This is a genomic window from Ktedonospora formicarum (genome assembly GCF_016587355.1).
GTDB classification, from domain to species: domain Bacteria; phylum Chloroflexota; class Ktedonobacteria; order Ktedonobacterales; family Ktedonobacteraceae; genus Ktedonobacter; species Ktedonobacter formicarum.
In genome coordinates this window covers 153848-178938 of sequence record NZ_BNJF01000003.1, presented here as the reverse complement: position 1 = coordinate 178938, position 25091 = coordinate 153848, and the positions used below count along the sequence as shown (strand labels likewise).

The window sequence follows — 25091 nt, the reverse complement described above, 5'->3', positions numbered from 1 at the left end:
TCATCACCATCAAACATGTAATTGCTACCTTTAAGCTGCTGCATGAACAGGTGATAAACGCATCCGTTATCCGAAACTTGCCCAAAGATGGACAAGCCATATTTCGCGTTCGGTTCCTGTCGTTTTTCTTTCCCTCTTGATATGCGAATGCTGTAGGCGATGTTGATAATATCGGTCAATATCACGTTAAGTGCGTGCTATCCCATAATTTATTTGCCCACGCATTCGTTCATCAGTATAACAAATAAATAGTTGTGCTATCGAGAGCAAACGCCTTTCGCGGCAATGAGGCGAACACCTTGTATGTGTCACAGGCTCGAAACAGGTGTCGGGCCGCATATTCTTGCGTAAAATAACAACGTTTCAGAAAATCTGGTAGCGCTCATCACAGAAGTAACACCGCGAAATAGTTTTCGCGCAGTACATTATTATAGAAAGAGGTGGGTGCAATGACACAAATGCCACTTCCCCATCCCGAAGCGTTACCACTGAAAATGCGTACCAGCAGCAGACAATGGAAGTGGGATGTTCTCTTGAGCAGCGGACAAGGTGGGCGGTCCCCCACAAATAGTGCGTCAGGCGAGAGGGGAAATAAGTGGCTCAGAGACAAACAAGACATTGTCACACAGCCTGATGAGTCGATACTGCTATGAATTCAACTGAGAGCAATATTGCCACCACCACATACCAACCCTCGTTTGGAGCAGCGAGGGACGGTCGCTACTGTGATTGAACTTCTCACCAGCCCTCCAGCACCAGCAGAACGCTTACAACCAATTGGACGGCCCCGCTGGCATCACTGATATCGAGAGCCATAGAGAACAAAGGAGCATAGAAGGATGAAAGCTATTCGATTCAAGCAGTATGGTGAGCCTGCAAAGGCCCTTGAGGTTCAAGAGCTTCCCATCCCAGAACCAGGAGAGGGAGAAGCGCGCGTTCGCATCCTGGCCAGCCCCGTCAACCCGTCTGATCTGCTGTTTGTGCGCGGACACTACGCAGGAGTTCAACCACACTTTCCCTCGCCCGTCGGCTTTGAAGGCGTTGGTGTGGTGGATGCTCTGGGTCCGCAGGTGCGTCATCTCGTTCCTGGACAGCGGGTAGCGGTCATCAATGGACAAGGGGGCAACTGGGCTGAATATGCCGTTTTGCCGGCCCTTTTCCTGCCTCCAGTCCCCGACGATATTCCTGATGAACAAGTAGCCACCTTCTTTATTAACCCGGCCTCCGCCATTCTCATGCTTCGCCATATTCTGGCTGTTCCTCAAGGTGAATGGCTGCTCCAATCGGCGGCTGGGTCCGAACTGGGGCGCATGATTATCCGGATGGCCAAACGCGATGGAGTTCGCACGTTGAATGTTGTGCGCCGCCGCGAAGCAGTGGCAGAGTTGGAACAACTGGGGGCCGATGCCGTGATTGTGTCCACCGAGGGGCCAATAGACGAGCAAGTCCGCAGGATCGTTGGTCCACAGGGAGTCAAGTATGCCATTGATCCGGTGGTCGGAGAAACCGGCACTCAGATATTCCAGGCTCTCGGCGACGATGGCAGAATGCTGGTCTATGGATCCCTCACCGGTGAGCCGATCCGCGTCGGAGCCGATCCGCGTTTCATTCTGGCTGGGCGCCGCATCCTGGAAGTGTTCTGGCTCGGTTACTGGTTTCCCAGGCTCGATGAAACGGCACGACAGCAACTGATCCAGGGCGTTGTCACGCTCATGCGCGAGGGGATTCTCATGACCTCGGCGGTACGAAGATTCTCCCTTGGCGAGATCGGTGCAGCCGTCGCGTATGCGGAATCAGTAGGCAGGCAGGAAAAAGCGCTCCTCGTGCCTGGAAAGCACTAGGACACGGAGCCAATGAGGAGGTAACGTTTCCGATATGGAAAATCACCTCGTGATACTGGTGTAGGAGGTCGGTAGGTGAGATGCTCTGCAGGAGCAGGGAGACGACCTCGGCAGGGAGAGCCTGGGCCAGGGTCTCAGAGATGGGCTGCCCCCGCTCACACCGAGAGGCCAACGGTAGAAAAATGCTTAGCGTCCGTTGAACATGCAGGGGATAGGAACCTACTGCATGGGAGTATACCAGGTCTGTATGGGGTCAAATGGCTTTGTCCGTTCTGGGGGCAACAGCAGGTGTTCCGTACAGACAGCCCGATATCGATCATTGGGACGCAACCCTTCGGGCAGAAGATCAGGTAAGGTCTCCATGTCAAATGCTCTGTTGTCACGTACATCATAGATTTGACTATTGCGGGCGACCCGTCCGCATTTTGGATCGCATTCACCATTCACTGGATATTCACACTTGGATGTACAAACGACCACTTTTGCGCCATATCTACGGGCATCGACCACCAAGCCAAACTGATTGCCGCTTGCCCCTTGATCAAGTCCTGCCGCATACACTCGCTCAATACCAGCCAAAGCCCACCATCCCATGATGTCACGATAGAGACCTGCTATTGGCTGGCGCTGATGATCAAAGCCAAACATGAACCACTCTTCCAGAAAAATAGTCTTGATGCCGCGCAGCACAAGCTCCTCAACCGGAATATCACCAAGCGATTCTACCGTTGTACAATTTGGAGTGAGAGCCGCGTTTGCACTCACTATATAGCCACGAGGAGCTATAACCACGTCTCGAACATCTACTCCCGGTCTATATGCCTCATAAGGAATCCCGAGGTGAGTAAGTTCGCCCATCTTGCCATAGAGTCGCGTCGTTTTCCCAGCCCCCATAGGCCCAGTATAAACGGTTACTTCCGGCAATACCCTCATCATTGATAAGACCCTGACTACTCAAAATTCAGAGCTTTCGCATCTGTTATCTGTAAAATGGCGAAGTCTTTACAGTAGAACCATAAGAAAATGCAGCTCTACCAATGTGGCGATCCGTCAGACTGCCACTTTCTCCATGAGAAACGGAGCTACTGATCAAAACCCGCACGCGTAGTATATCACCTCAAAGGTGAAATGCCTACCTGTGCTGACTATTTCGGTTATCCTTTTACCAGGAGACGTTGTCTTGACTTTGCCTCTGGTCTGGCTTGAAGGGTTCACTCCAGTTTCAGGGTGCGCGTCTCTTCCTTGAGAGGTGAGTACGTGGCGGCGCATATGCATATGTATGTCGCGAAGGCGAGAGGCTCGTGTGGGTTGTATGTGAAGGGGAAGGTGCAAGCACGTGAGGAGGATGAGAGAAATGTGTCCCTTTTGGTAAGTGTTTGGTGAAAGGCAAAAAGAATGGCCACCACCTGTGGCCTGTTGCAAACGACATATCAAGTATACCTGGTTTTGAGACGAAAGTCAAGCGAGCGTTGTTGTGTGGGTGTAGTTCATTTTTTTGCAACCCCCTACGATCCCCATGGTCGCACGACATTGCGTCCCCAACGTCTTTGGGCTTGGGTGCGCCCTTTGGGGGAAACAGGACGCGGAGGTGCTGGGGGAGAGGGAAAGCAAGCGAGGAGCAGAGGCAGAGGCAGGCGCAGCCATGTGAGCCACAAGCGCGTCTTAGCTCGGACCACTCCTGCTGCTCGCCGCTGGCTTGCACGCGTTTGGCGGCTCTGGTGCCAGCCTCCCCGAATCAGATGCCACCCTTGCAGCCAGCGGTCGCTGCCCAACGTCGTGCGCAAGGCCAGCATGGGATTGACGTTTTCCCGCTTCCAATGCATGCCTGCTCCTTTGAGACGAGCCTGGACCACGAGCTTGTTGCCACTCTCTGCCATCCCCGAGCCAATGGGCCAGCCCGCCCGTTGATAGGTCGGAGAGTCCATCTGGCCCTCTCGCTTGCGCAGGTACCTCAGCTTCTCGTGCATGTCTGGGGCTGCAAACGTGAGGCAGAGCTGCTCTAAGGTGGCCAGAACCGTGCGTGGTCCCTGCTGCTTGAGGGTCTGCAACTGCTCTTGCAACCACGACGCTGAGAGGACGGCTCCCTGACTGCGAGCCAGTTCCCCCAACTCACTCACATACTGGGCGGCATGCGCAAAATCGAGAATGCGTATGGCATCAGCTCGATGCCCTTGCACGAAGCTCTGAATCCACTCCGCCCCATCCTGCAGCGCTGCCACCTCGCCGGCACGCTCCACTCCTCGTCGGCGCATCTCGTAGGAAGCCAGATCGGCAAACGTGTTGGCATCGCTCAAGCGGGCAAAATACGAGAGATGCTCACCGTGGGCGACCTGCTTCTTTTTTCCCTCGCGCACCTCGGCGATGGTCACCATTTTGACTTCGGCCCACTCCTTTGGCCGGATCGGCACCAAGACGCCATCAGTCGCCAGTGCCAAGCGGGAATGGACTGGTTCCTGGCTTGAGGAGCCGGTCAGAGGATGCGCCTGCTGATCCTGCCACTGCTGCAGGCACGTTCCTGCCTCCTCGGTGAGCCGTCGCACCGTGCTCGTGCTCACGCGCACGCCCAGCAGCGTTTGCAGGTGCTTGGCCGCCTGGGCAAATGGGACAACGGCTCCCAAGAGCAGCAGTCCCTGATGGGCATGCGGGGTCAACCCACTGCAGGGCAGGTCCAACTCCTCATCGAGGGGGAAAAAAGCCGCTTCCACACTGCGGGCACGTTCCATAGCTGCGTGAGAGCTTGACGTCTTTTCCTCCTTGCGTGCTCAGGATCCGTTCGTGCTTGCCTCGCGCTTGCAACGGCATGCCACAGTGTGGGCAACGGGGCCGTTGCCCTTGTTCTTGTCCACTCCAATCGCGCTTCTCACTGTGCTGGGCCAGGTCAACCAGCATGTGGGCGCGCAATCCTGAGAGTCGGGCATCGAGTTCCTCTTCAATCTCCTTGAAGGTGGCTTGGGGGTGCTCTTGGCGCCAGCCTTCCATCTCTTCAAAGACGCTTGCACTCAGCGCACGCCAGACGTCTGCGAGCGGGGAATGTCCCATGTGGCAACCTCCTTGTTTGGCTTCTGCTCTTGCTTTCTATTGTATCATCTCTTGCCCTCCCTGCATCCATGATGGCGCTTGCAAAAAAATGAACTACACCCTTGTTGTGTGGGGTGCGATTCAGATTTTTGCATTGTTGCCAAGACGAGTGTTATGAGAGAAAGTTCGCCGCGCTCACCTTGAAAACGAGCGCATCTTGGCTCCCTCGCCTTCGCACGCTCATAGTCGCGTTAGAAGCCCTGGGCGTGAAGGGGGAGGGGGGAGAGTCTTGAGGAGGCCGAGGTTGGAAGATGGGGAGCTCATTGTGGCAGAAGAAGATGGGGAAGGAGCCGCTCTCTAGAAGGCGGCTCCTACAGGTGTCATCGCCAGCAAAGCCCCGCCCAAGGATATTAAGGCACAACTACAAAATCAGGAGTGGATCTATCTCGATTATTGGTGGGAACGCAATATTGCTGATGCCATAGTTCGTTACTCTTCTCTGGATTGAAGGCTCCAATCTGGCACGGTCTCAGACCTGTATACAGGATGCCATTTTGGATGAGTTCTGGAGCGGCATCGACCTTCTTGATCCATGCTTGTGCTCCATTCTCACTGTGTAAGGTGAGCAGGTACGAGGTATTCTTGTTCTTTTGAACATCATAAACATCGTAACCAAGGGAGAGTAGCCCATTGCCAGCAACCAATTTGCTCCTTCCATTGTTGAGAACATCTTTATGCCAGATGGGCCGCCCCTCCGCATTCAATGAGGAGATGGTCGTTTTTCTTTGGCCTGCCTCAGTCTCTGCGATGAAGTAGATGTTCTCCTCTAAGAAAATGGATTGGAGGATCAGTGTTGCTGAGTGATAGAGCCATCGCTGTGTACCCTGTGCAGCGTCAAATGCATAAATGTAACTATCTGGTTTCCCTTCTATGAGTCCATCGATGGAACATGAATGAGCATAAAGCGTATTGCCGATGATCTGTATATCAAGAAAGGTCATATCCTGATCAATTTGTACGATATTTCTGATCGTTTTGCCAGTATCTGCGCTAATCATAAAAAGCCTGTTGGCGACGATACCATAGATCGTACCATTGCTCACAGCCACTTGCCCATTTTCGGTTCTGCTCGTATCCAGCCTCTTGCTATCATAGATCCAGCGCACTTTGCCTTTGTTGGCATCCAGAGCTGTAACGGTGCCAGTGCCTTGGGTAATCACATAGACCAAACCGTTGGCGTAGAGAGGTTGTGACAAATAGCCAGCCTGATCAGTGTGACCGGCAAGAACCGTTTTCCAGCGCAGCGTTCCCTTGTTGGCATCCAGAGCGTAGACAGCGTTTTCGGACATCTCATCGTTGTTCGTACTGTAATAGACCGTGTTGTTGATAACGGTCAGCGAGGAAGCACGGAGATGGGGTACGCTAAAGTCCCAGAGAACCTTACGCGTGTGTATATCGGCCTTGCGAATCAGTGAGTTCGAAAAAGATCCTCTATTCGCCACCATATAGATTCCAGACGAGGTCACGGCGGTTGGAGTCTTTGGAACTGGTCGTGTAGTAACAGCGTTTCCTTGAGCCTGTTTTTTATTGAACGATAGGAAGGTCACTGTTCCCAGAAGTAGTGCCACGATCAACGCAAGAGTGACGATACTCAGAACCTTTGATCGTTGAGTCCAACCAATTCTACCCGAATCCTTCATGGTATGGTTTCCTTTCCTCAGGGGGGGCTCCCAGAGTAATTACTGTAAGATGGGAAAATTACGATCGCCTGATCCTAGACACATGTCCTTGCGTAACCTTGACAGGGATCGTCTGCCTCAACTATAGAGCCGATCAAGGCTAGTGACCAGAGGAATGACTCACTGAATCCTCATTGTTTCCTCACTCTATCCATATACTGCCTACGTTGACGACCCTCCCCTGTGGACTCTTGAGTGTGTGCATCCTCTGGCATTTCCGTGCCATTGCCCAGTCCAATCTGGTCTAGGATAGCGCCAAGCCGATTCCAGGTGACCCCGTCTGGGAAGAGGCGAATAGCTGAATCCTGCAAGGGGACCTGCCCACGGATCTCGATGGTCGCGATGACCTCATAGCGTTCTGTAAAGAGCGTTGCCGCCTCACGTCTGGCGTGGATGTTCTCAGGCAGCGGGAGCACCACAGGTTAGCTGGTTCTCATTCCACATATTTCCCTGTTTTTCTAGAAAGATGCGTGTATTCTACTGCGGAATGCCCAGACACCATCGGTCATCAGTGTAAAGTACAGTTGTCAAGTGGCTCATACGCACTTTTGCTGATTTAGCTGTTTCTTTTGATCCTTATGCAATTTCTCCTGATGCGTCACCCCTGAGCCATGAAGAACTCGGAGACGCAATTGGTCAAAACTCGCTCGTCCATATGCCTGACGTTTGATCAGTTTGAGACGGTGCACCTGAGCCTCCGTCTGTCCATTGCTGTACTCGGTTGAGAGAGCAGCACGAACCGCGTCATAGTCTCGATAGATCCCAGCAGCCAGACTGCACAGTAATTCATGCGTACAACGACCTGGCGTTCCTCTCCATCGGGGAACACCAGTTCAACCCAGATGGGACAAGGTAACTGAACGGTACGATGCGGGCGTGCCGAGCGAATACGGGTCCCCTTTGGACAGACAGAGAGGGCGAACGCTTCCTGAAATGGGGTAAGCGGACGAGTCCTATCAACGGAGGGTGTCAACGTCATGTCCAGATCTGAAGGGAATTGAGTCATTCTTTCTCCTAAAGAGATAATTAATAGGTATGAAGAGCAGAAGCGCTTTCTCGTTTTTCCTCAGTGTACCATAGCCTCTAAAGCCTGAGTGGATTGACCACGAGCAAACATTATCGCCAGGATATTTAGCACTTGTCATTTTTTCTCGGCTCTTCCACAGACAAGCATGCCGTGAGTCCCATTAACCTCTTGTACTCACAGTGTGAGCTCTCCTTGGAGCACCTCACTGTGCCAGCGGAGACGGCAGCCCTGTTACGGGAAGGGAGGGTAAGCAGACTTACAGGTATACATAGCCTTCAGCTGTGAATCTAGTGGGTCAATCGTAACCAGTTCTATTCTTTACCTTCTGAGAGGAGTGGTTCAACCTGAGGAGGCTTCGTCGCTGCCTCCTGCTATGTTTCGTGCGGAGAAGATTGATAAAGGAAGAGGCTACATGTCACATTGAGAGAACTATCATGTGCGAGATTACAAGGTTTGCCTTACATGCTTGTTGCCAGATCTTCAATTTCTACTCGATTTATCTGGATGTGAGTGGGCTTTTGAGGCTCTAGACCTACCAAGCGTTTCGTATTCCCCAGGGGATGCTGTCAGGGTTCATGTTCCGTATCCTCGGCTCAAACACCTCTAGGTGGATCAAGGATACAACGGGAGCGGGAAACGTGGATTGAGAAGCACCTGGGATGGGAGGTGGAGGTGGTGGAACGCTCGCCACCTCGTGGATGGATCATGACTCTTGAGAAGGTGTTGGTGAAAGTGGCCTGCCTAAGTCCTTCGAGCGCCTGGGTCGACGAACGTACCATTGCTTGGCTCACCTTTTGTTGTCGGCTGGCCAAGGACTACGAATTCTTGCCGGAAAGCAGCGAATGTTGGATCTATGCTTCCCAGATCAGTATGCTTCTGCGTCGCCTCGTACGAGCACCATCATGATGGCTTTGCATACAGTTTCTAACAAGCGCTAAATGCTTGACAAAACATTAAACATGATCTATGTTTAATAGACATTAATTTCCTCATGGAGGCCAATGCACGTATGCCCACGCACTACTAATGCACGCTCAACCACGCTGCTGGTGAAAAAACAGGTAACATCTCTCTTCGTCAAATAACGCTATCTTTCCATGTAATGAAAGAATGATTGGCGGATATCGTTTGGCGAGGCTGTTATAGTTACTTGTCTGTGTGTATGTGTAGTTCTGGTGAGACAACGGTACGAGGCTTATCCTCCTTCCAACCCTTTGTTCTCCATGCTTCCTACCACATCATAAAGAGACTTCTCTGCGCGTTTTTTCGCTCCTGCGCTTGCCCACCAGTATGCAATTGATTATTCTCTGTTTAACGATGAACAAGATAGGCACGATGGGGAGTGACTAGAATATCTGTTACAGGAAGGAAGGGAATTATCTATGCATGACAGAAAAAAGAGTAATCCTTTGCAACAAGGAGATATTGAGCGCTTGTGCCGTGAGGTAGAAGAGGCACATCTCCTCGATCTGGAGCACCAGAATCTGTTGAGTATTGATCTGACCAGTGCCGTTTTAGCTAAAATTCATCAATATTCTACCTGGCGTCGTCTGTGGAGGCCCTCTCGCCCAAAGGTAGTACCTTTACTCGGTCAACATCGCTGGTATTATTCTCGCGCTGCGCGCTATTCATCTCGTTCATACCATGCGTATATTACGCATAATATAACGAGGAACAAGGGATGGCAACACAGCCACCGCAGACGCCTATACAGGTGAAAGAGGTCGAGAAAGAGGTTCTGCTGCAAAAAATATGAGGGCCAAAGAAGAGTGTGAGTGGGCCTCTCAACCTTTCTTAGATTGCTATTCTAAACAGTTTGGCGACTAGGACAACCCGCCCTCTCACATCTCTTTTTGACACGCCTTGCACTTGCCCCACGGCGAAAGCCGTGGGGAGGATGTCAATAGAGGCATTTATGATCTGGCTGAGATTGAGAAATTACGAACCAGTGGTGAGAGTCGCCGCAGGAGGTGTTCCCGCAGGAGGTGTCCCGTCTCCTGGAGGTGTTCCTCCACCCGGGCCTCCTCCTACGCCCACAGGATCTGGTGTTGCGTTGGGATCGATGCCAACGACGATTTCGGCCAAAAAGCCCTTCTCGATCTTATTCTTGTTCTTTTGCGTGAGCGTGACTAGTGCTCCACCTGTGCTGTCTTTGGGATAGATCGAGTCTTGGTTCAGCGTGGTGAACGATTGTGTATTGTTCGTATATGGCTCCAATAACTTGACCTGCTCCGTGACCGCTTCATCAAAAAAGAACTGGCCGGTATGGGAGACATGTCCGCCTTGATAGACACCATCCACAACAGAGCCGCCGATGTGAACTTTCACATGGATATGCACAGCGCGTCCAGTGTACCAGCCAGGATAAATCGTGCTAAACTTAGCTACCCCGCTGCCATTGGTAAGCTGCGTGCCACGCAGGTATGTTTGCCCACTTGTCCCCAGTGCCTCCTCCCCAGAGTAACTACCCAAGGCGTCGCAGTGCCAGATGTCAACTGCTGCGTCTTTGATTACTCCGCATGTTGTGGCATCGACGACGGTCACGCGAAGTTCCAGAGGAATACCTGTTCTGTCCTCCGTAATAGCGCTCCTAATATTCTCCAGTGCCACGTAATAGGGCCCCTCTGTGAGTTCTGAGGCCAGTACGCAGGCAGGTGTTGCCGTGGTTGCTGATGTGGTAGTAACCGTGCTAGATGCAGCGTGCACTATCTCCCCTCCAGCACCAATCAAGGCCAAACCGGTAACTCCTACACCCAACGTGGAGAGGATTGTGCGACGATTGATCAGACCTCTATCCTTCCCGTCCTCTTCGCTTCGTGTCGTTTGCTTGTCTGTCTGATTGTTTCTATCAGGCTGATCCATAGAAACTCCTTCTACTCCTTTTGCTTTATAAGTAAAATTCTTGAGCACCTTTACTTTGCTCAATCTAACTATATTCTCGCGTCAATCGCATATAGATTATTCTATATGCAGAAATGTGCAGAGTGCGGATCGTCCCTCTTATCAGTAGTGGATGCTATTAATTTTACCGTACCTATACCTGCTTCCATTGGTGGCCTGCGCTTGTGGATGGTACTTAAACGGATTTCATATTGGCTGTTCACTCACTCTGCTGGCTCAGCATTTTCGCCAACCGCTGTACCTCAGTGTCTGATCTCGTGTCTTCTTGCCAGCGTTCCAGGGGGATGGCTGTGAGTGGGTATCCACGCTCTTGCATCTGTTCTGCGAGTTTCTCGATGTTATCTGCCACCTCCCAAAGGCGTTCTGGTGTATTAAATCCGAGGCACGCTTGATCATGATCCCAGTAGCAGGTAAGCCTGCCTTTGGCCCCGCTGCTCCGAAGGAGGACGTACCAGTCCCAGAACGTAGCAATGAGCTCAAAGTTGGGGGCTGCTCTGAGTTTGCTGGAGAGTTCTTGTAGCATTACGCATTTTCTTTCTAGCATTGCGTCTCTTACAGAAACGTTGTTATTCATATTGCCTGATGGTGATACTGATTCTGCCTGATTCCGTGAAGAGGTCAACAGGCCTAGTATCTGGAATGAGTTTCCTGACGCTGTGATAGCAGTATCTATGCTCTCCTCCAAAGATGAAGACATCTCCAGAATGAAGAATGATATCTTCACAGGGTCCGAAGCGCTCAAATCCACCGAACTCAAAGATCGCATCCTCTCCCAGACTGATTGAGATGACTGGCTTGTTGACTTTCTCTTCATAGTCCTGGTGGCGTCCGATTGATGATCCAGGGGGGTAGTAAGACAGATAGGCTGATTGTGCCTCATACTCAAAGCCATAGGCATCTGCAACATCTTTGCATATATCGAGAATGCTTGCGGGAATGGATGGAAAGGGGTCTCCTGTGGTGGGATGCTTCTGGACGTATGTGGCTCCGCAAGGACGGCCATAGTAACCCCAGGAGCCAAAGGATGTGTTCTTATACTTGGCCTGTATCAGACCTCCTCCTGTCAAACAGGTTTGACAGTTGCCGCTACAGTCTCGTCTGCCAATCCCTCTCCGAGGCGCATAGTTGCTGTAGAGAGGTGCCGCATTGAGGAGGCATGTACAATCCTGGAGGATCTGTTGTTGAAGGTCGATATTGAGTTTTTTGACAACTCCATACATAGGCGTTTCCTTTCACACGAGATATCCTCGACAACAAGCAGTATAGCGCGCATCTATTGAAAATCTATTGGAAAAACATGAGATATTTTTCATAAATAGTTTATGGATGTTGCAACTGGCTGGGGTGGAAAGAGAAGAGATGGGGCCAAGCTATCGTGGTGAAATGGGGACTCCAGAGAGATTGCAAGGTTATGTAGTATGCAGATCTTTGAGCTCTTGGAGAAAGTGACTCGAACATTTACCTTAAGCTTCAGCTGGAGCGAACTGCAAGAGATATGTGAGGTATGGGGAATGCTGACTCACGGTGATCCAGTCTGGAAAGAGGCGAGTGGCGGTATCCTCCAAGAGGGCCTGCCTTGGAACACGATGGTCGCGATGACCTTATGGTGTTCTGTAAAGAGCGTTGCCGCCTCACGTCTGGTGTGGATGTGCTCAGGCAGAGGGAGCACCACAGATTCGCTGGTTCTGATTTTTTACACATTCCTCATCTTCTATAGAGATCTGCGTGTATTCTACCATGTTGCTATCAATGTGTCTACGCATTGTACTGTGAGCGATCTCTCCCGAGCCGTTGCCATCTGTGAGGAAAAATATGAGAAGGTGGCGGGCCATCTGCTTGTGAGGAACACTATGAGAGCTGATCAGCGTGGTGCGTCTCTCTGCATTGCGTGAGTGAGGAGCTGGATCAGCTCTTCCCTCGCTCTTCTTTTAGGAACGCTGGCTGTGCCAGGGGAGCCAGACCCGGCCTGTATCCTCGGGCCGATAGCGGTTTCGCCCAGAGTGGATGTCGACCTGAAACGCTGTCTGTGCCTCGTGATTCACCATGGTGCGGCACACCAGTTCGTGTCTCCATCCGTGTTTCTTCACTTGGAAGTAACATGTATCACGCAGTTCATTGCCATCTTCCTCAGTCGTTGGAATGGACACCTCGAATATAAGCACATCCTTTGGATCGAAAAATGCTTCGATATGGACCCGGTGTTTTGCCATTGACCAGATGTCGGTCGTTCGTTTGGCAAAAGCGGCTGGGGATGCCCTCTCCAGTCGAGACCCTTCCTGACCTGGTTTTGAACTCTTCAGCTTGAACGCCCAAACAAAAGAGCTCAAAAGAGCTCAAAGGAGGTAAGCTGTTTTCAATGACGTGTCCTGTGACGTCATGGCTTGCCTAATTGTGAAAGGGCCGCGACGGTGAGCGCCTGGAGCCCCGTCTTCAGCGAAAGTTCCCGGTCAGGGGCATAGCAGGGCGAATGGGGGCCTGGGACATTCCCGCTTTTCTGTTTATAGAGCTCAGGATCAGTGACGCCGAGAAAGTAATAGCAAGAAGACACCCCTGCTCCTCCTGGAGTATGTCCATAGAGCGAAAAATCCTCACTGCCGGTCAGCGGCGCTATCTCTTTCACGCGGTCGGCTCCAAAGTACCGGGTGAGCGCAATTGCGACATGCCTGGTTGGTTCAGCATCGTTATAGGTTGCCTGGGAGGCTTCCATTATGGAGACCTCGGGGGGCTTAGGTGCGTTGGATGCCGCCGCTTCTGCCTGTGCCATGCGGGTGAGCGCGGAGTAGATGTGTTGAAAGACCTCGTCTTTGAAGGTACGAATACTGAGTTCGAGTTTCGCCGCATCGGGAATAATGTTATAGCGCGTGCCACTGGTAATCGCGCCAACCGTGACAACGGCCATCTCTCCCGGCGTGATCTCACGTGACACGATCGTTTGCAGACGCATCACCAGAGCAGAAGCCATCACGACCGGGTCGATACTCTTTTGTGGCATCGAGCCGTGCGCGCCGACGCCACAAAGACGAATGAGCACATTATGCTCCGCCGCTAAGGTGTAGCCAGGATGATAGCCGATGGTCCCTGCTGGGAAGAACATGGTATGCTGTGCCAGGGCAATATCCGGTTTGGGGAAACGAGTAAACAGTCCGTCATCAAGCATCGCCTTTGCTCCTTGCATCGTTTCCTCACCCGGTTGCGCGACGATCATCAGCATGCCCGCCCAGGTTTGCTTGCCCTGTGCAAGCAAGCTGGCCGTCCCCACCAAGCAACTGGTATGCACATTATGCCCGCACATATGCCCGACTGGCACTACGTCGCCCTCGCGATTTTCATTTTCACGGTGCTGGCATACGGGAGATTCGTCTTCTCTTCAAGCGGGAGGGCATCCATATCGCCGCGTAGCATGATCGTGGGACCTGGGCCATTGCGGAGCAGGCCAACAACTTCTGTACCCCCCACGCCGCTTGTGACCTCAAAACCGGCATCTTTGAGACGTGAAGCCACTTTTGCGGAGGTTTGAACCTCCTGCATCGAAAGCTCGGGATGTTTATGCAGGTCGATATACATCTCCTCAATGCTAGGATAGATGGTATTCAGATTGTGTAATACGGTGGATTCACGTGATTGCTGCTTTGTTGTCATAGAAGCATCTCCTACTCTAATAGGAATTGCTTATCCTAGAGCTTTGGCACTCTTTCTCTCCTTCACTGGTATGCATCTTTGGAAGAAATCGACTCACGTTTTTTGCTGAGAGTGTACATTGGCTTCAGAAGAGGGTATGCTCCAACAAGGAGGCGATTGTTTGGTCTGTTTGGCTCAATGTGCCCTTGATGTACATACGGAGTGAGGAATATGATGCACCCGATCATCTTCAATACGACCCTGGAAGAGGCCCTCAACCTTGTTGGTACCTTTGCCTTCGCGGAGTCTGGCGCCCTGCTTGCCGTTCGCAAAAACTATGATCTTGTTGGCATGGCAGTGCTCGCTTTGATCACAGCAATCGGTGGGGGCGTCATACGTGATGTGATTATTGGAGCTATTCCCCCCGCGGCATTCACAGATGCGAGTTACTTATGGATACCGCTCTTCGCGGTAGGCCTGACTTTCTTCGCACACCCGCTCCTGAATCGGCTCAATGCCGCAGTCCTTGTTTTCGATGCCGCGGGACTGGCAGTCTTCTGCATTTCAGGCGCGACAAAGGCCTTGATCTATGGTCTCGGACCGTTACCAGCCATTACCCTCGGCACACTCACTGCTGTAGGTGGAGGGATCATGCGTGACATACTCGCCCACGATCAACCTGCAATATTGCGGGTCGGAAGTGAGCTTTACGCTCTCCCAGCAGCTCTCGGCGCAACGATCATTGTGATCCTCGCTCGCTTTCCCGGAAACGATTCGCTCATGGTTGGTCTCACGGCGGTTTTCGTGTTTTTGCTACGCCTCTTCGCGTTGCGATATCACTGGAAGGGTCCCCGGCCCTGGCGTACTACCTCCCACTAAGCCCACCTTCCCTGTGATGATTCTCGGGCCATTTCTTGCACTGTTTTTCTGCTTCCTTGCAGGGTTACTGGTTGAACGAGGGAAGAATACCCTTCTTTAAGATGCCTGTCATCTCTGCTGCGGCATGATGAAGCTGAATTGACAATCAGGGAACTGAGATCCTTTTGTCCAGTCGAGTTTCCTCGCAAAAGCATGTGCTGTGTTTGCCTGAACAAGAGGACGCCTTTCCAAATCACGCTGTATCATCTGGTCAAGGTCGCTGCGTTACCCTTGATCAGATGATACAGCGTGATTTACCTGCTCGCGCCTTTATTCACTCTTTATTTGGGGATAATTCGGCCTCTATGTAACACTTATGAAGTGGTCAAGCTCTTGACAGGAGAGACAGTATCTCCACTCTTCTCTACCGAATGGGAAACCGTTCAATCGCCTGATTGTAGGAAGGTCGAGCATCTGAGAGCGAGAGGCACGAGTTTATCTCCAGGGACTGGGCGTGTAGCATGCCCAGAGTAAGGCTGTACCAGCGCGTCATCGATGCCCTTCTTTTTGTAGCGCTACCCCAACTAATCAGATACTCTGAACAGTTTAGTGGAGTGGGAGGTGGCATATCTGCTTTGCCTGGATGCACGTCGCAAGGAATGAGATATTATTCGTTTGAGAGTGGCAGCCGCTGCCACTCTCAAACTCCTGTACGCCACAGGCACACAGAGGCCGTAAAAACTTACGCGTGAAGTTAGTTGTCCTCAGGCAGAGAAACTGCTACATGCTCTGGCAAGGGTGTCGTTATACGCTGCTTCTTAGGCATAGGTGGTATTCGCAATCTCATAAAGAGAAGCCCGGCCAGGATAATCAGAAGGCTCCCGCTAGCATAGAGCGTATCAATCGGATCCCAGGAGTGGCCAAACAAGATAAAGTGCGTATGGTACAATATGCTCGCAAGATAGCTCACTAATGCTACCACTGCTATATCTGCCAGGCCCAGCACTATTGATGTGGCTGCTTGGAAACGGGCTGTTAGATGAGCAGGAACAAATTGTAGCAGAAGTGGAAACAGAAGCAAGCCTGTCCCCCTTTGTACCATTCCCATCAGACCGTAGAGGACCAGTGCTGGTGTGACTTGAGTTTGTCGAGCATAGACGAATAGAAGAATCCCAGAGAAGATGCATCCGATCCCAGCGAGCTTTGCTATCTTGAAACGTGAGAGCAAGGAAGCGACGACGATGGTCACGACCAGGGTTCCTATGCTCGTCGTAGACTCTAGCACCCCATACAAGCCAGGAGAAGCATGCAGATTCTGTGTTATAAAGAGGGAGTTCATCGCAAGAACGCTATCACCGCAACTATATAAGAAAAAGACGAGGAGCAACATGATGAGCGTGCGACTTTTCACGATGAAGCGCGCGCCTGCGCTCACTTCTTCCAGGAAGGGAGGATGTAGCTCCGTTTTCTGAGGCGTCATTCTTTCCATGTGGCGAAACGGGAGGAAACAGAGCGCGGAAATGAGGGCAAAGAGTGCGCTGAAGAGAAGCGCCCACGAGAACCCCAGCAGCGAGAAGAGAAACGTTGCCAGGAGGGGAGAGACTATGCCTGTGATGCTTCCTATCATTCCCGGATAAACCAGCGTTTGCCCACGCAGTGATTTATCTGTGAAAGTGGCAATGAGCGCCGTTGGTGCTATCATGCTGAATTGCCCACAAAGAGTATCGAGCACGATGACCACATACGCGATTGGGAGCACGACCTGGAGGGGCGCAGATTGACTAAAGAGCAGAGACCAGGCCACCACAGGTACCCAGAAGCAACCGAGCAGGAGTGCGTGTATTATCTTTGCATAGAGAAGGGTGCGACTTTTCGGCCAGCGGTCTATCAGCATACCAGTCAACGGAGATGTAAGGAATACAGCCAGAACCCCAATCGTACTAGTTGTGCCAATCACAAGAGGAGCCCAGGACTTTCCCCCGTACAGACTGACAATCCAGAGTGTCAGAACGAGATTATACATGTCTGTGAACCCATTGGCCGCTAATCCAAGCCAGAAGCATTGCCACTTTCGATCCAGGAACAAGTCGCGCTTCGTCGTAGCGGTGAGCTTTCTAGTCGTCGTTGTCGGAAGAGAAGAAGGAGGATCGTGTTGCATAGCGTATCATCCTTTCGTTTTACAAGCATTGCGTATAGTCATGACTCATCCCGAATTTTGAGGGATAAAGAAAAAAGGACGAGGGTCAGAGGCTTGCCAGAGAGCGCTGATGGCCCAGCGAAGTCGATAAAGCGGTACCGCCACCTGGCGGTACCGCTTCCCTGTGCGATGACACCAGTGGCGCAGGAGCCATTGGCGTAAGTCGAAGAGGAAAGGATGCATTAAGGAGAGCAAGAAGGCATACGCTAAGGTCACCATTAAAAGCAATTTGTGCCGATTTTCCCCCTTCCAGACACGGGGGCTCTCCATTCCCAACTCACATTTGTTGTAACGAAAAGTCAATTCAATTTGCCAACGGCGTGCATATGCAAACACCAACTGCCAGCCCTGCTCAAAGGTGACAACAGGCTCATTGGTGACCAAATACCAGGGCTCGCGTCCATTGCCTGGGCGTGCAACAACGAGCCACAATGGACAGGCATATCCAGGATGTCGCATTGGCACAATATTGAGGCCGTAAGGGCGCAATGCTTGTGCTCGCGTATCCCAGATCAGGCGATGGTGCTGGGCTCGCTTGCCTCGAATGAGTTGCCAGATCTTGCATTCTTGCCCAGCGCCATCACGAACCACATGCCCTTTCTTCCAGCGGATCAGAAAACGCACTTCTGCTTCCTGTAAGGCTACTAACCACGTCCGACTGGCATAGCCTCGATCAAAGACATGCAATACCCGCTCTCCCCAGGCTCCTGCAAGCCATTCGAGTAAGCTCGTTTCTACCTCGTGTTGTGTGGTGGCTTGCGCACCTCGCCGACTCCACCATTGCATACTCACCACCGTTGGCAAGGTCCTGATTCCCGCAAGCAAGACCCCTGTCCACTCCAGCCCTCGAACGACGATGGGAGGACCGCTCATTTGGTTATAGACTCCTGGCCTTACACGACGTAAACGACGTGCTTTACTCGAACGAACCGGGCTCAGTCCCTCAATGGACTGGCTTTCAGCCTTTTCGAGCACACTCCCATCCCAGATGCAGAGCGCTCGCTCGTGTTGTTGTTCTAACGCATCTAGTTGAGTATCTGCTCGTCGCCAGAGAAAAGACTCGATAAGGTGAGCATCCCACTTCTTGGATCGTAACAGGTTGCTGAGCCGTTTCGTTCCTGCGGGAGCATGAGCCGGTGAGGTCAGAAATGCGCCTAATTCACTGAGTAAGAGTCCTTGTCGTTGATTGCGGAAGGTGAGAATGATCGCAATGGTTGAAAGAAAGGTTCGAACCAGCCGAAGATCGATCTGCTGATCTAAAACGGCCAGTAAGGGAGCAAGCAAGGCCTTCAATCGGAGAGCTACCGCCTCTGATGCGATGGCAATCTCTTGAGAGGCTACCGCTTTTGTGTCATACTGCTTTAACAAAGGAACCTCCGAGATAGTTTGCGTTTGTGGTTAAACACAGTCTATCTCAGGAGGTTCCTTTTTGCCTCATCTCCCTCAAAATTCGGGATGAGTCATGTTTACGCTCTATGTGGAAACGCGGGAACGGTTCTTTGAGATGTTAAACGCTGCCTGCCTGATGCTTACAGAAGGGGACATCTGCTCTAAAATGAAGAGTTGATCGCTACTATTGTTTCGGTTGTCTGGGAAAGTTGACGGGAATACTTTTCTCCAAGCGTACCCATTGCCCTTGTTGATAGGTCTGTAGCAGCACAATGCTTATCAGAAACCCAATTCCTCCCGCAACGATACATGTCCATAAAGGGAGTGCGAACAGGATAAAAAGAATGCCAAAAAAGCTGCCAGCGAGCACGCTTGTGATAATAGAGACCATGCTTGCCATCGTGAAGAAGCTCTGCAACCAGTTGGGGAGCATCGACTCTTGTGATATGATTTCCCCATCATCATGCGATCCAAGGATGAAGTAAGGCTGCATTTCCGGGGCATGCTCCAGGTAGAGATGCCGGATGCGATTGATTCCTCGAGAATATACAAGATCAGCCATGCCTGATTGCAAAATGCGCTGAAAGGTCAAAAGCCCCATAAAAAAGAGCGTAGGGAGCACGATCAAGCTAAAGGCAAAAAAGGCAATGGACAACTGGGAGAGTTGCGCCACCAGGGCGAGCGCAACTAAACCAGAAGACACGGACCCGACAAAGAGGCTAGCTCTGCCGTTAGCTTCTGAAATCGTCATCGCTCTGCCCGTTTGCAGATTATAGTGCTCAGTTGTCATAATAGAGACGAGTTGCGAACTCAATTCCCTTGATTTCTGCTCGTCTTGCTGTTGTTCCATCTGTAAATTATCCTTTTCAATTGCTTATTTTTGTGTGCTACTCTCAGTTCTGCTTCCCTGGTTTCTTCTCTTGAAACCAATCGTGGCTACGAGCAAGGGAAACGCCAGGATCGGGAACGTTATCCATTGCGTAAGCCAGTCAGAGAAGAAGGGCGAAGTACTCACAAGGAGATCTGACAAAAAGTGTATCATAGTCGGAATTGGGAAGGGAAATAACAGGAGAGGAATGTTCGCCGCGCCGCTAGATTTACCAGCAGCCGGTCTCTCCATCCTTGGTAGTTTGTGGGGAGCTTCCTTGATCCCGGCTCGCGCCAGCGATACAAGATATAAGGATCTTCAGGGATGGAGCTGGCTCGACCCAGGCGGACACCACAAAAAGCGTGGCACCGCCTGAGCGAGGTGCATTGATCTTAGTCCGACCTCTTCATCCTTCCCTGTATCTCGTAGAATCCCATTGCGAGAATGCCCGCAGCTCCTAGTACCATCCAGGTAGATCGCACGCCAATGAGAGTCATGAGCAGCCCATTGAGCACGTTGCACATGATGGTGCAGACCATGGTAGTTGTCTGCATCAAACCAGTGATTCTCTCGCGGAGCCTGTTCTCCTGCACGACAAGCAACGGTGTGCTGTGCTTTCCCGAATACGGATAGGCGATGCACTCTCCCAGCATTATCGCGAGTGTCAGTGGAAGACTGTGTGACAGCCCGGTCGCTGCGATGAGTAGGAGCGACGCTACCGCGCCAGTCAAGACGCCGCGGATGGATGGTTCCTTCGTCCCTAGCAGACGCGCTGCGAGAGACGATCCGATCAGGCTGCCTAGGGCATTGGCAACCATGAACCAGGTATACGCTTGTAGGCCACCGAAAACTTCGGAGGCAAGAACTGGTTGCGCAACGTAGCCACCGTTTGCCCCAAGGGCCAGGATCAGGCGCAAGATAAGCACCCTTTTGAGGATGGCGTCTTGTGACAAAAAGGTGTAGGCTTCCCTGAGCGTTGCCCGGGCGTCCTTCCTCTTTGCCTTGGTTGGCGCATTCGAGATGGTCGTCTTGGGCAGAAGAAAGACGAGCACGACGATCATCGGCAGGTAGCTAGCCGCATCTGCCAGGTAGGTGATTCCTGCGAGATGCGCCTGGAAAAAGAGCAAGCTCCCTGCAGTGCCACCGATGATTTCTCCGGCCTGAGAGTACACCGAGTTCTTGGCATTGACCTGGGCATACTTCTCACCCGCAATGTCCTTCAGCAACCCCGTCCTGGCAGGACCACTTAGCGCAGCGACGATGCCCCCAGTTGTGCCTATGATGTACAGCGCTATGGTTTCTGTATGAAACCGTGTCAGAAGCAGCGACTGGCACATGAGAAACGCTTGCGCTCCCAGAACGATCGTCCACCGTTCGAAACGGTCGCTGAGTATGCCCCCGAAGAGGGGGAAGATTGCCCCCGGCCAGTAGGCAAGCAATGCCGCAATGGCGAGCGCAACCGGGACGGACAGTGATCCTTGAGATGCAATGCCCATGCTCGTCGAGAAGGCCTGCGTCGAGGATCCTACAGTAGACAGGAACACTGCCCACTGGTAGTAGGCAAGTAGTTTTTCTCGTGACACGAGAAGTCCTTCGGTAGATCGGCTTTGATTGGCCTGGAAGGTTAGTTCGTTGCTCCCAGACAGTGCTTATGTGCTCTCCTTCCTTATCTCTTGTCATTGGCAGTAATTGCGTTCCCTTGCTGTGCTGCTGCAAAAAGGGAATATCCCTCTCGCGCGAGACGTCAGAAGGTGCTCTCATGAAACCTCTGCGAGGAGATTTCGTTGCTCATCTGCGAAGTGTCCGCGCGAAGGCAGCAGGACGATGAGCTCTCTTTGGGGAGAGCGAAACGCACCCAAAGAAGTTAATGGCACCATTTTTGAATAGGTGCACGCAAATATACGCATTATGCTAGCACATTTACTTATGAGATACTAGTATGTTTTTGACCTTCAAGACCCCAAAAAAAGTGTATATTAAAAATGCATATAATAGAGACAAGGACGGTTGGTCTGGGGTAAATTCTCCCCGATACCCACGGACCATCGGTTGCGCTTCCTCCTGGTGCTGAAAGTAGAACAAATAGACCAGAAAACCGAGACTTTGGCAAGGTGGGATAGATGTCTCTATTTGCCTACATCTGTCTCAATAATGTAAAACTAACTATAGCCCCTTGCACTCTTTCTCGTATAATCCATGTTTCCCGACTGGACCAGACTGGGGGAAGCTCAAGATAGAGCAGTAATCTTTAAAAAATTTCACCAAGCCGGGCCAGGATGCCCCCGTCTTTTAAGCGCTGACACTTCTACACAACTATGCGATCTCGAGAAAGAATCCGGAAGCGATGCGTTGCAGGTGCCTCGTTTTTTTCACACGAGAGGCGACACACGTTCGGTGAAAAAGTCGTTTGTCTCGCCAAGCTGAAAGCACATCATTGTGCATCGATGCGCGTTTTTTTCCAACACCTTTCCCTCGCATCAAGTTGAAGATCTTTTGCAAACAGACATATTTGTGTGTAAGCATCAGGCTTTAGCTGGGGGAGTGTCAAAGATCTCCTCACTATGCTCATACGAGGTGCTCCGCCTCGCTCCATACTCTCTGCACATGGTTGCGAAGATAAGTCCAATTTGATGGGAGATAGTTTTGAGGATTGAGTGAGGCGCCACCGCTGGGTGTTGTAGATCGCGCATTTGCTCGGGGAAATTCCAACCCGCATAATACGGGTCGGAATTCTCCCTGCTGACGCGAGTTTGGTATACATTGCAGTTCTGCGGGAATAGGTGAACTCGTGCATGAGGCGGGGCAGGGTCCGTTTCGTGGTGCCTAGCGTACGCCAAGCAAGAGTTCAATGGTCAACTGGTCGAGCTTTTCATATTTGTAGCCTCGCAGCGCCAGTGTTTCAGGATGAAAGTCGATAGCCTTGATTTGCTCTACCGCAGCTTTGCTGTATCCGCCGCTGAAGAGGGACGCGTGGGAGGAGTCGCCACTGTTGACCTCCTGTAACAGAGCCTGGATTTCGGGGTCGGTGTTGAAACGACGTGCCTTCTCTTTAAACACGTTATAGGTGCGCATACAGCCAGTAGCGAAGTCCCAGACGCCTTGCTCGTCCTCAGTACGATAGGCATGAGCATCGAAGTGACGCGGGCCTGTATACTTTTGATCCTCTAACAGTTTGACTAGGAAGAAGAGGTTCTTGATGTTTTCACTCCCGAAGCGCAGATCCTGGTCAAAGCGTGGCCCCTTCTGGTCGTTCAGGTCAATATGGAAGAGTTTGCCAGCCTCCAATGCCTGAGCAACACCATGGACAAAATTGAGCCCCGCCATATATTCGTGTGCCACTTCGGGATTGACACCGACCATCTCTGGATGATCAAGCGTGGCGATGAAGGCCATCATATGTCCGATGGTCGGCAAATATGTATCGGAGCGGGGTTCGTTGGGCTTGGGTTCCAGGGCGAAACGCAGGTTATAGCCATTGTCCAGAACATACTCGCTCAGAAAATTGATAGCCTCGCGCATGCGCTTGATGGACTCAACGGGATTCTTGCTTGCCTCGCTATCCACTCCTTCACGTCCTCCCCAGAAGACATAGATGGGTGCGCCTAGTTCAACGCCCAGATCGATGGCACGCATAGTCTTTTGCAGGGCAAAGGCGCGGACGCTGGGATCAACCGACGTAAAAGCACCATCCTTGAAGACCGGATGCCGGAAAAGGTCGGTCGTGGCCTCAGGCACAACCATGCCGTAGTCGTTGAGTGCTTGTTTGAAGTCGCGTACGATCCGGTCGCGCTCCTGGGATGTGGCGTCAAAGGGAACAAGGTCATTGTCATGCAGGTTAATACCCCAGGCCCCTAGCTCTGAAAGTTTTTTAACACTGTACGTTGGCTGGAGTTCGGACCGCACAAAACCTCCGAAGGGGTCACTCCCCCGATTCCCGACGGTCCATAGACCGAAACTAAATTTGTCGGCCTTTGTTGGCGTATACTGATCACTGGTTGCTTCTTTGATCTGAGTCATGTTTTTTTCCTATCCTCTCTCAATCATAGGTAACGTTCTCTCATAGGACTTTGTCTGTTGTGCGCGATAAGGCGGCACCTATCAGGAGGGGTATCAAGTTACATTCTTCAAAATGTCGAATAAACTTTGACAGGACGCTATGATAGAGGCTGATAATGGGTAAACAGCGCATCTATGACGAGACTCGCAGCACCAATTACACCGACATCCTGGACAAATGATGAAAAGACAATGGTACACATTTCACGAGGGCGTCTCATAGCGCGCTGACGTACGACATCTCGCACTGTTTCCAGAAAGAGATCGTCCCCTTTTATGGAGTCGCCCCAGATAATGATGCGTTGAGGGTTGAGTGTGTTAATAATCGTGGCGAGCCCGATACCAAAGTACATGGCGTGCCGACGAAGAAGGTCAATGGCCTCTGGTTGTCCTTCTTGCGCAGCGCGAAAGATCATATGAGCAAGCGTATTAATTACGTCAGGCGCTAGCTTTTCCAGCGACCCATCCTCAGAGCGCACGCGTGTGGGTAGGGGCAACCATGGGACCTGTTCAGACTGATATGCCTGCTCAACCATCCAGGTCGTTGCGGCCAGGGTCTCCCAACATCCTCGATTGCCACATTCGCACAATGGCCCATCCTCCTGGATCGTCATATGGCCGATTTCGCCAGCAGTTTCCCCGACGCCACGATAGAGCGAGTCCTGTAAATAAAAGGCTGCCGAGACGCCGATGCCACTTTCGACTGTGGCAAAGTCTGTACAGGATTGGCCCGCGCCAAAATGACGTTCTGCCAACGCCTGCACATGGCAATCATTATCCACCCATACCTCTATACCCAACTTAGCCTTTAACAGATCTCTCACTGGCACATCATGCCACTGCGGGAAATGCGGGGCAAAATGCACTACTCCTGTCGCAAACGAGGTTAAGCCTGGCACTCCAACCCCTATGCCGAGCAATTGAGCCAGTGTCATGTGAAGCGCAGCTAGCAAGTCCTGCAGGGTCTCAACGATCACATTCAAGACAGGTTCTGGTTGCCGGTCCAGGCCCAGGTGACGCTCAAGTCTCCCCAACACTCGCCCGTTCCCATTGACCAGCGCCACGCGTACAGTATCTACCGTGAGAAAGACACCTGCGCTCTGCACGCCCTCTGCATTAAAACGATACAGCGCGCCTGGTTTCCCTCCGCTGGCCGTTGGTGCGGCTACCCCGACGCGTTCCGCCAATCCCTGTTCTTCCAGTTCGTCGACTAGTTTGCTGATGGTCGGACGACTAATCCGACTATAGTTGGCCAGCGCAGGTTTGGTGATGGGGCCAAATTTGCGCAGCAGATGTAAGACGGTCATTCGATTCATCTGCCGCAAACTGCCGGGAACCGCCGGTATCTCAAGAAACGATGTCACTACTCTTCATCTTTCAACAGTATCTTGATGACTAGTGAGTAAGTTAAGAAACATACTTAACTTACTACTGAAAGTAGCATAACTAACGATAATCGTTATTGTCAAGGATCTCTAAAACTGGTTGAGAAATTATGCAGCCTCCTGAAACTCAGCAAAGAGTTGTTGGGAACGAGCCAGAATATATAAATTGTGCTGGTATGATCAGAAGTCTCTCT

23 protein-coding genes are annotated in these 25091 nt (G+C 51.7%); 4 read left to right on the top strand and 19 right to left on the bottom strand.

The genetic code is table 11. The annotated features are described in order from the left end of the window. The first annotated feature begins 449 nt into the window (after positions 1 to 449). Entirely contained in the window at positions 450 to 653 is a 204-nt protein-coding gene (locus tag K3T82_RS27085; RefSeq protein WP_220196683.1) for a hypothetical protein, read from the top strand. Positions 654 to 839: 186 nt separating this feature from the next. Beyond that, the gene (locus K3T82_RS27080; RefSeq protein WP_220196682.1) at positions 840 to 1841 is read left to right on the top strand and encodes a zinc-dependent alcohol dehydrogenase family protein; all 1002 of its coding nucleotides are present in this window, start codon (positions 840 to 842) and stop codon (positions 1839 to 1841) included. Positions 1842 to 2060: 219 nt separating this feature from the next. Here the strand turns inward: K3T82_RS27080 and K3T82_RS27075 are convergent, their stop codons facing one another. The 12 genes from K3T82_RS27075 to K3T82_RS27020 all read right to left on the bottom strand — a co-directional run bounded on the left by K3T82_RS27075 (position 2061) and on the right by K3T82_RS27020 (position 14165). Then, positions 2061 to 2777, bottom strand: a complete 717-nt coding sequence (locus tag K3T82_RS27075) for a hypothetical protein (RefSeq protein WP_220196681.1) — start codon at positions 2775 to 2777, stop codon at positions 2061 to 2063. A 569-nt stretch (positions 2778 to 3346) separates the two neighbouring features. Then, a protein-coding gene (locus K3T82_RS27070) for an ISKra4 family transposase (protein ID WP_220195399.1) occupies positions 3347 to 4880 on the bottom strand; the annotation gives its coding sequence in 2 pieces (ribosomal slippage) (positions 3347 to 4534 and positions 4536 to 4880; 1533 coding nt in all). A gap of 389 nt (positions 4881 to 5269) precedes the next feature. Beyond that, positions 5270 to 6559 carry an outer membrane protein assembly factor BamB family protein gene (locus K3T82_RS27065; RefSeq protein ID WP_220196680.1) on the bottom strand — a complete coding sequence of 430 codons (1290 nt, stop codon included), beginning with the start codon at positions 6557 to 6559 and terminating at the stop codon, positions 5270 to 5272. 170 nt (positions 6560 to 6729) lie between these two features. Next, positions 6730 to 7017: a hypothetical protein gene (locus K3T82_RS27060; protein ID WP_220196679.1), complete on the bottom strand. Its 288-nt coding sequence runs from the start codon at positions 7015 to 7017 to the stop codon at positions 6730 to 6732. A gap of 117 nt (positions 7018 to 7134) precedes the next feature. After that, positions 7135 to 7359: a transposase gene (locus K3T82_RS27055; protein WP_420799354.1), complete on the bottom strand. Its 225-nt coding sequence runs from the start codon at positions 7357 to 7359 to the stop codon at positions 7135 to 7137. Next, positions 7269 to 7604, bottom strand: a complete 336-nt coding sequence (locus K3T82_RS27050; protein WP_220196678.1) for a hypothetical protein — start codon at positions 7602 to 7604, stop codon at positions 7269 to 7271. The genes K3T82_RS27055 and K3T82_RS27050 overlap by 91 nt, the downstream gene beginning before the upstream one ends. Before the next feature lie 1959 nt (positions 7605 to 9563). Then, the gene (locus tag K3T82_RS27045) at positions 9564 to 10487 is read right to left on the bottom strand and encodes an intradiol ring-cleavage dioxygenase (RefSeq protein ID WP_220196677.1); all 924 of its coding nucleotides are present in this window, start codon (positions 10485 to 10487) and stop codon (positions 9564 to 9566) included. 238 nt (positions 10488 to 10725) lie between these two features. Continuing rightward, on the bottom strand, positions 10726 to 11049 hold the full coding sequence (locus K3T82_RS27040; RefSeq protein ID WP_220196676.1) for a hypothetical protein: 324 nt from the start codon (positions 11047 to 11049) through the stop codon (positions 10726 to 10728). 43 nt (positions 11050 to 11092) lie between these two features. After that, positions 11093 to 11746: an alpha-ketoglutarate-dependent dioxygenase AlkB gene (locus tag K3T82_RS27035; protein WP_220196675.1), complete on the bottom strand. Its 654-nt coding sequence runs from the start codon at positions 11744 to 11746 to the stop codon at positions 11093 to 11095. Between the two features lie 708 nt (positions 11747 to 12454). Further along, a complete protein-coding gene (locus tag K3T82_RS27030; RefSeq protein WP_220196674.1) occupies positions 12455 to 12736 on the bottom strand; it encodes a hypothetical protein in 282 nt (93 codons plus the stop codon). Between the two features lie 164 nt (positions 12737 to 12900). Beyond that, entirely contained in the window at positions 12901 to 13833 is a 933-nt protein-coding gene (locus tag K3T82_RS27025) for an amidohydrolase (RefSeq protein ID WP_220196673.1), read from the bottom strand. Beyond that, on the bottom strand, positions 13833 to 14165 hold the full coding sequence (locus K3T82_RS27020) for a zinc-binding metallopeptidase family protein (protein WP_220196672.1): 333 nt from the start codon (positions 14163 to 14165) through the stop codon (positions 13833 to 13835). Before K3T82_RS27020 ends, K3T82_RS27025 begins: the two co-directional genes overlap by 1 nt. A gap of 210 nt (positions 14166 to 14375) precedes the next feature. Between K3T82_RS27020 and K3T82_RS27015 the strand changes: the two genes are divergently transcribed. Continuing rightward, positions 14376 to 15023 (top strand): trimeric intracellular cation channel family protein, encoded by a 648-nt coding sequence (locus K3T82_RS27015; protein ID WP_220196671.1) that lies wholly within the window; start codon positions 14376 to 14378, stop codon positions 15021 to 15023. A gap of 403 nt (positions 15024 to 15426) precedes the next feature. Here K3T82_RS27015 and K3T82_RS49215 read toward each other — a convergent pair whose 3' ends face one another. The 4 genes from K3T82_RS49215 to K3T82_RS27000 all read right to left on the bottom strand — a co-directional run bounded on the left by K3T82_RS49215 (position 15427) and on the right by K3T82_RS27000 (position 19438). Beyond that, positions 15427 to 15555, bottom strand: coding sequence for a hypothetical protein (locus K3T82_RS49215; protein WP_268886678.1), 129 nt, complete (start codon positions 15553 to 15555; stop codon positions 15427 to 15429). A 201-nt stretch (positions 15556 to 15756) separates the two neighbouring features. After that, positions 15757 to 17160: an MFS transporter gene (locus K3T82_RS27010; protein ID WP_220196670.1), complete on the bottom strand. Its 1404-nt coding sequence runs from the start codon at positions 17158 to 17160 to the stop codon at positions 15757 to 15759. A 45-nt stretch (positions 17161 to 17205) separates the two neighbouring features. Then, positions 17206 to 18567, bottom strand: a complete 1362-nt coding sequence (locus K3T82_RS27005; protein WP_220196669.1) for a transposase — start codon at positions 18565 to 18567, stop codon at positions 17206 to 17208. Between the two features lie 205 nt (positions 18568 to 18772). After that, a complete protein-coding gene (locus tag K3T82_RS27000) occupies positions 18773 to 19438 on the bottom strand; it encodes a hypothetical protein (RefSeq protein ID WP_220196668.1) in 666 nt (221 codons plus the stop codon). 226 nt (positions 19439 to 19664) lie between these two features. Between K3T82_RS27000 and K3T82_RS26995 the strand changes: the two genes are divergently transcribed. Beyond that, positions 19665 to 19832, top strand: coding sequence for a hypothetical protein (locus tag K3T82_RS26995; RefSeq protein ID WP_220196667.1), 168 nt, complete (start codon positions 19665 to 19667; stop codon positions 19830 to 19832). Between the two features lie 16 nt (positions 19833 to 19848). Here the strand turns inward: K3T82_RS26995 and K3T82_RS26990 are convergent, their stop codons facing one another. The 3 genes from K3T82_RS26990 to K3T82_RS26980 form a co-directional block, all read right to left on the bottom strand. Next, the gene (locus tag K3T82_RS26990) at positions 19849 to 21039 is read right to left on the bottom strand and encodes an MFS transporter (RefSeq protein WP_220196666.1); all 1191 of its coding nucleotides are present in this window, start codon (positions 21037 to 21039) and stop codon (positions 19849 to 19851) included. Between the two features lie 1240 nt (positions 21040 to 22279). Continuing rightward, complete coding sequence (gene xylA / locus K3T82_RS26985) at positions 22280 to 23473, bottom strand: xylose isomerase (RefSeq protein ID WP_220196665.1); 1194 nt, start codon at positions 23471 to 23473, stop codon at positions 22280 to 22282. A gap of 137 nt (positions 23474 to 23610) precedes the next feature. Continuing rightward, on the bottom strand, positions 23611 to 24876 hold the full coding sequence (locus tag K3T82_RS26980) for an ROK family transcriptional regulator (RefSeq protein ID WP_220196664.1): 1266 nt from the start codon (positions 24874 to 24876) through the stop codon (positions 23611 to 23613). Positions 24877 to 25091: the final 215 nt, after the last annotated feature.

Bases quoted from the DNA above. Each gene is read 5' to 3' on its own strand.
- K3T82_RS27085 (WP_220196683.1), top strand. From the start codon at position 450: ATGACACAAATGCCACTTCCCCATCCCGAAGCGTTACCACTGAAAATG.
- K3T82_RS27080 (WP_220196682.1), top strand. From the start codon at position 840: ATGAAAGCTATTCGATTCAAGCAGTATGGTGAGCCTGCAAAGGCCCTT.
- K3T82_RS27075 (WP_220196681.1), bottom strand. From the start codon at position 2,777: ATGATGAGGGTATTGCCGGAAGTAACCGTTTATACTGGGCCTATGGGG.
- K3T82_RS27065 (WP_220196680.1), bottom strand. From the start codon at position 6,559: ATGAAGGATTCGGGTAGAATTGGTTGGACTCAACGATCAAAGGTTCTG.
- K3T82_RS27050 (WP_220196678.1), bottom strand. From the start codon at position 7,604: ATGACTCAATTCCCTTCAGATCTGGACATGACGTTGACACCCTCCGTT.
- K3T82_RS27045 (WP_220196677.1), bottom strand. From the start codon at position 10,487: ATGGATCAGCCTGATAGAAACAATCAGACAGACAAGCAAACGACACGA.
- K3T82_RS27040 (WP_220196676.1), bottom strand. From the start codon at position 11,049: ATGCTACAAGAACTCTCCAGCAAACTCAGAGCAGCCCCCAACTTTGAG.
- K3T82_RS27035 (WP_220196675.1), bottom strand. From the start codon at position 11,746: ATGTATGGAGTTGTCAAAAAACTCAATATCGACCTTCAACAACAGATC.
- K3T82_RS27030 (WP_220196674.1), bottom strand. From the start codon at position 12,736: ATGGCAAAACACCGGGTCCATATCGAAGCATTTTTCGATCCAAAGGAT.
- K3T82_RS27020 (WP_220196672.1), bottom strand. From the start codon at position 14,165: ATGACAACAAAGCAGCAATCACGTGAATCCACCGTATTACACAATCTG.
- K3T82_RS27015 (WP_220196671.1), top strand. From the start codon at position 14,376: ATGATGCACCCGATCATCTTCAATACGACCCTGGAAGAGGCCCTCAAC.
- K3T82_RS49215 (WP_268886678.1), bottom strand. From the start codon at position 15,555: ATGACGCGCTGGTACAGCCTTACTCTGGGCATGCTACACGCCCAGTCC.
- K3T82_RS27010 (WP_220196670.1), bottom strand. From the start codon at position 17,160: ATGCAACACGATCCTCCTTCTTCTCTTCCGACAACGACGACTAGAAAG.
- K3T82_RS27000 (WP_220196668.1), bottom strand. From the start codon at position 19,438: ATGGAACAACAGCAAGACGAGCAGAAATCAAGGGAATTGAGTTCGCAA.
- K3T82_RS26995 (WP_220196667.1), top strand. From the start codon at position 19,665: ATGTTCGCCGCGCCGCTAGATTTACCAGCAGCCGGTCTCTCCATCCTT.
- xylA (WP_220196665.1), bottom strand. From the start codon at position 23,473: ATGACTCAGATCAAAGAAGCAACCAGTGATCAGTATACGCCAACAAAG.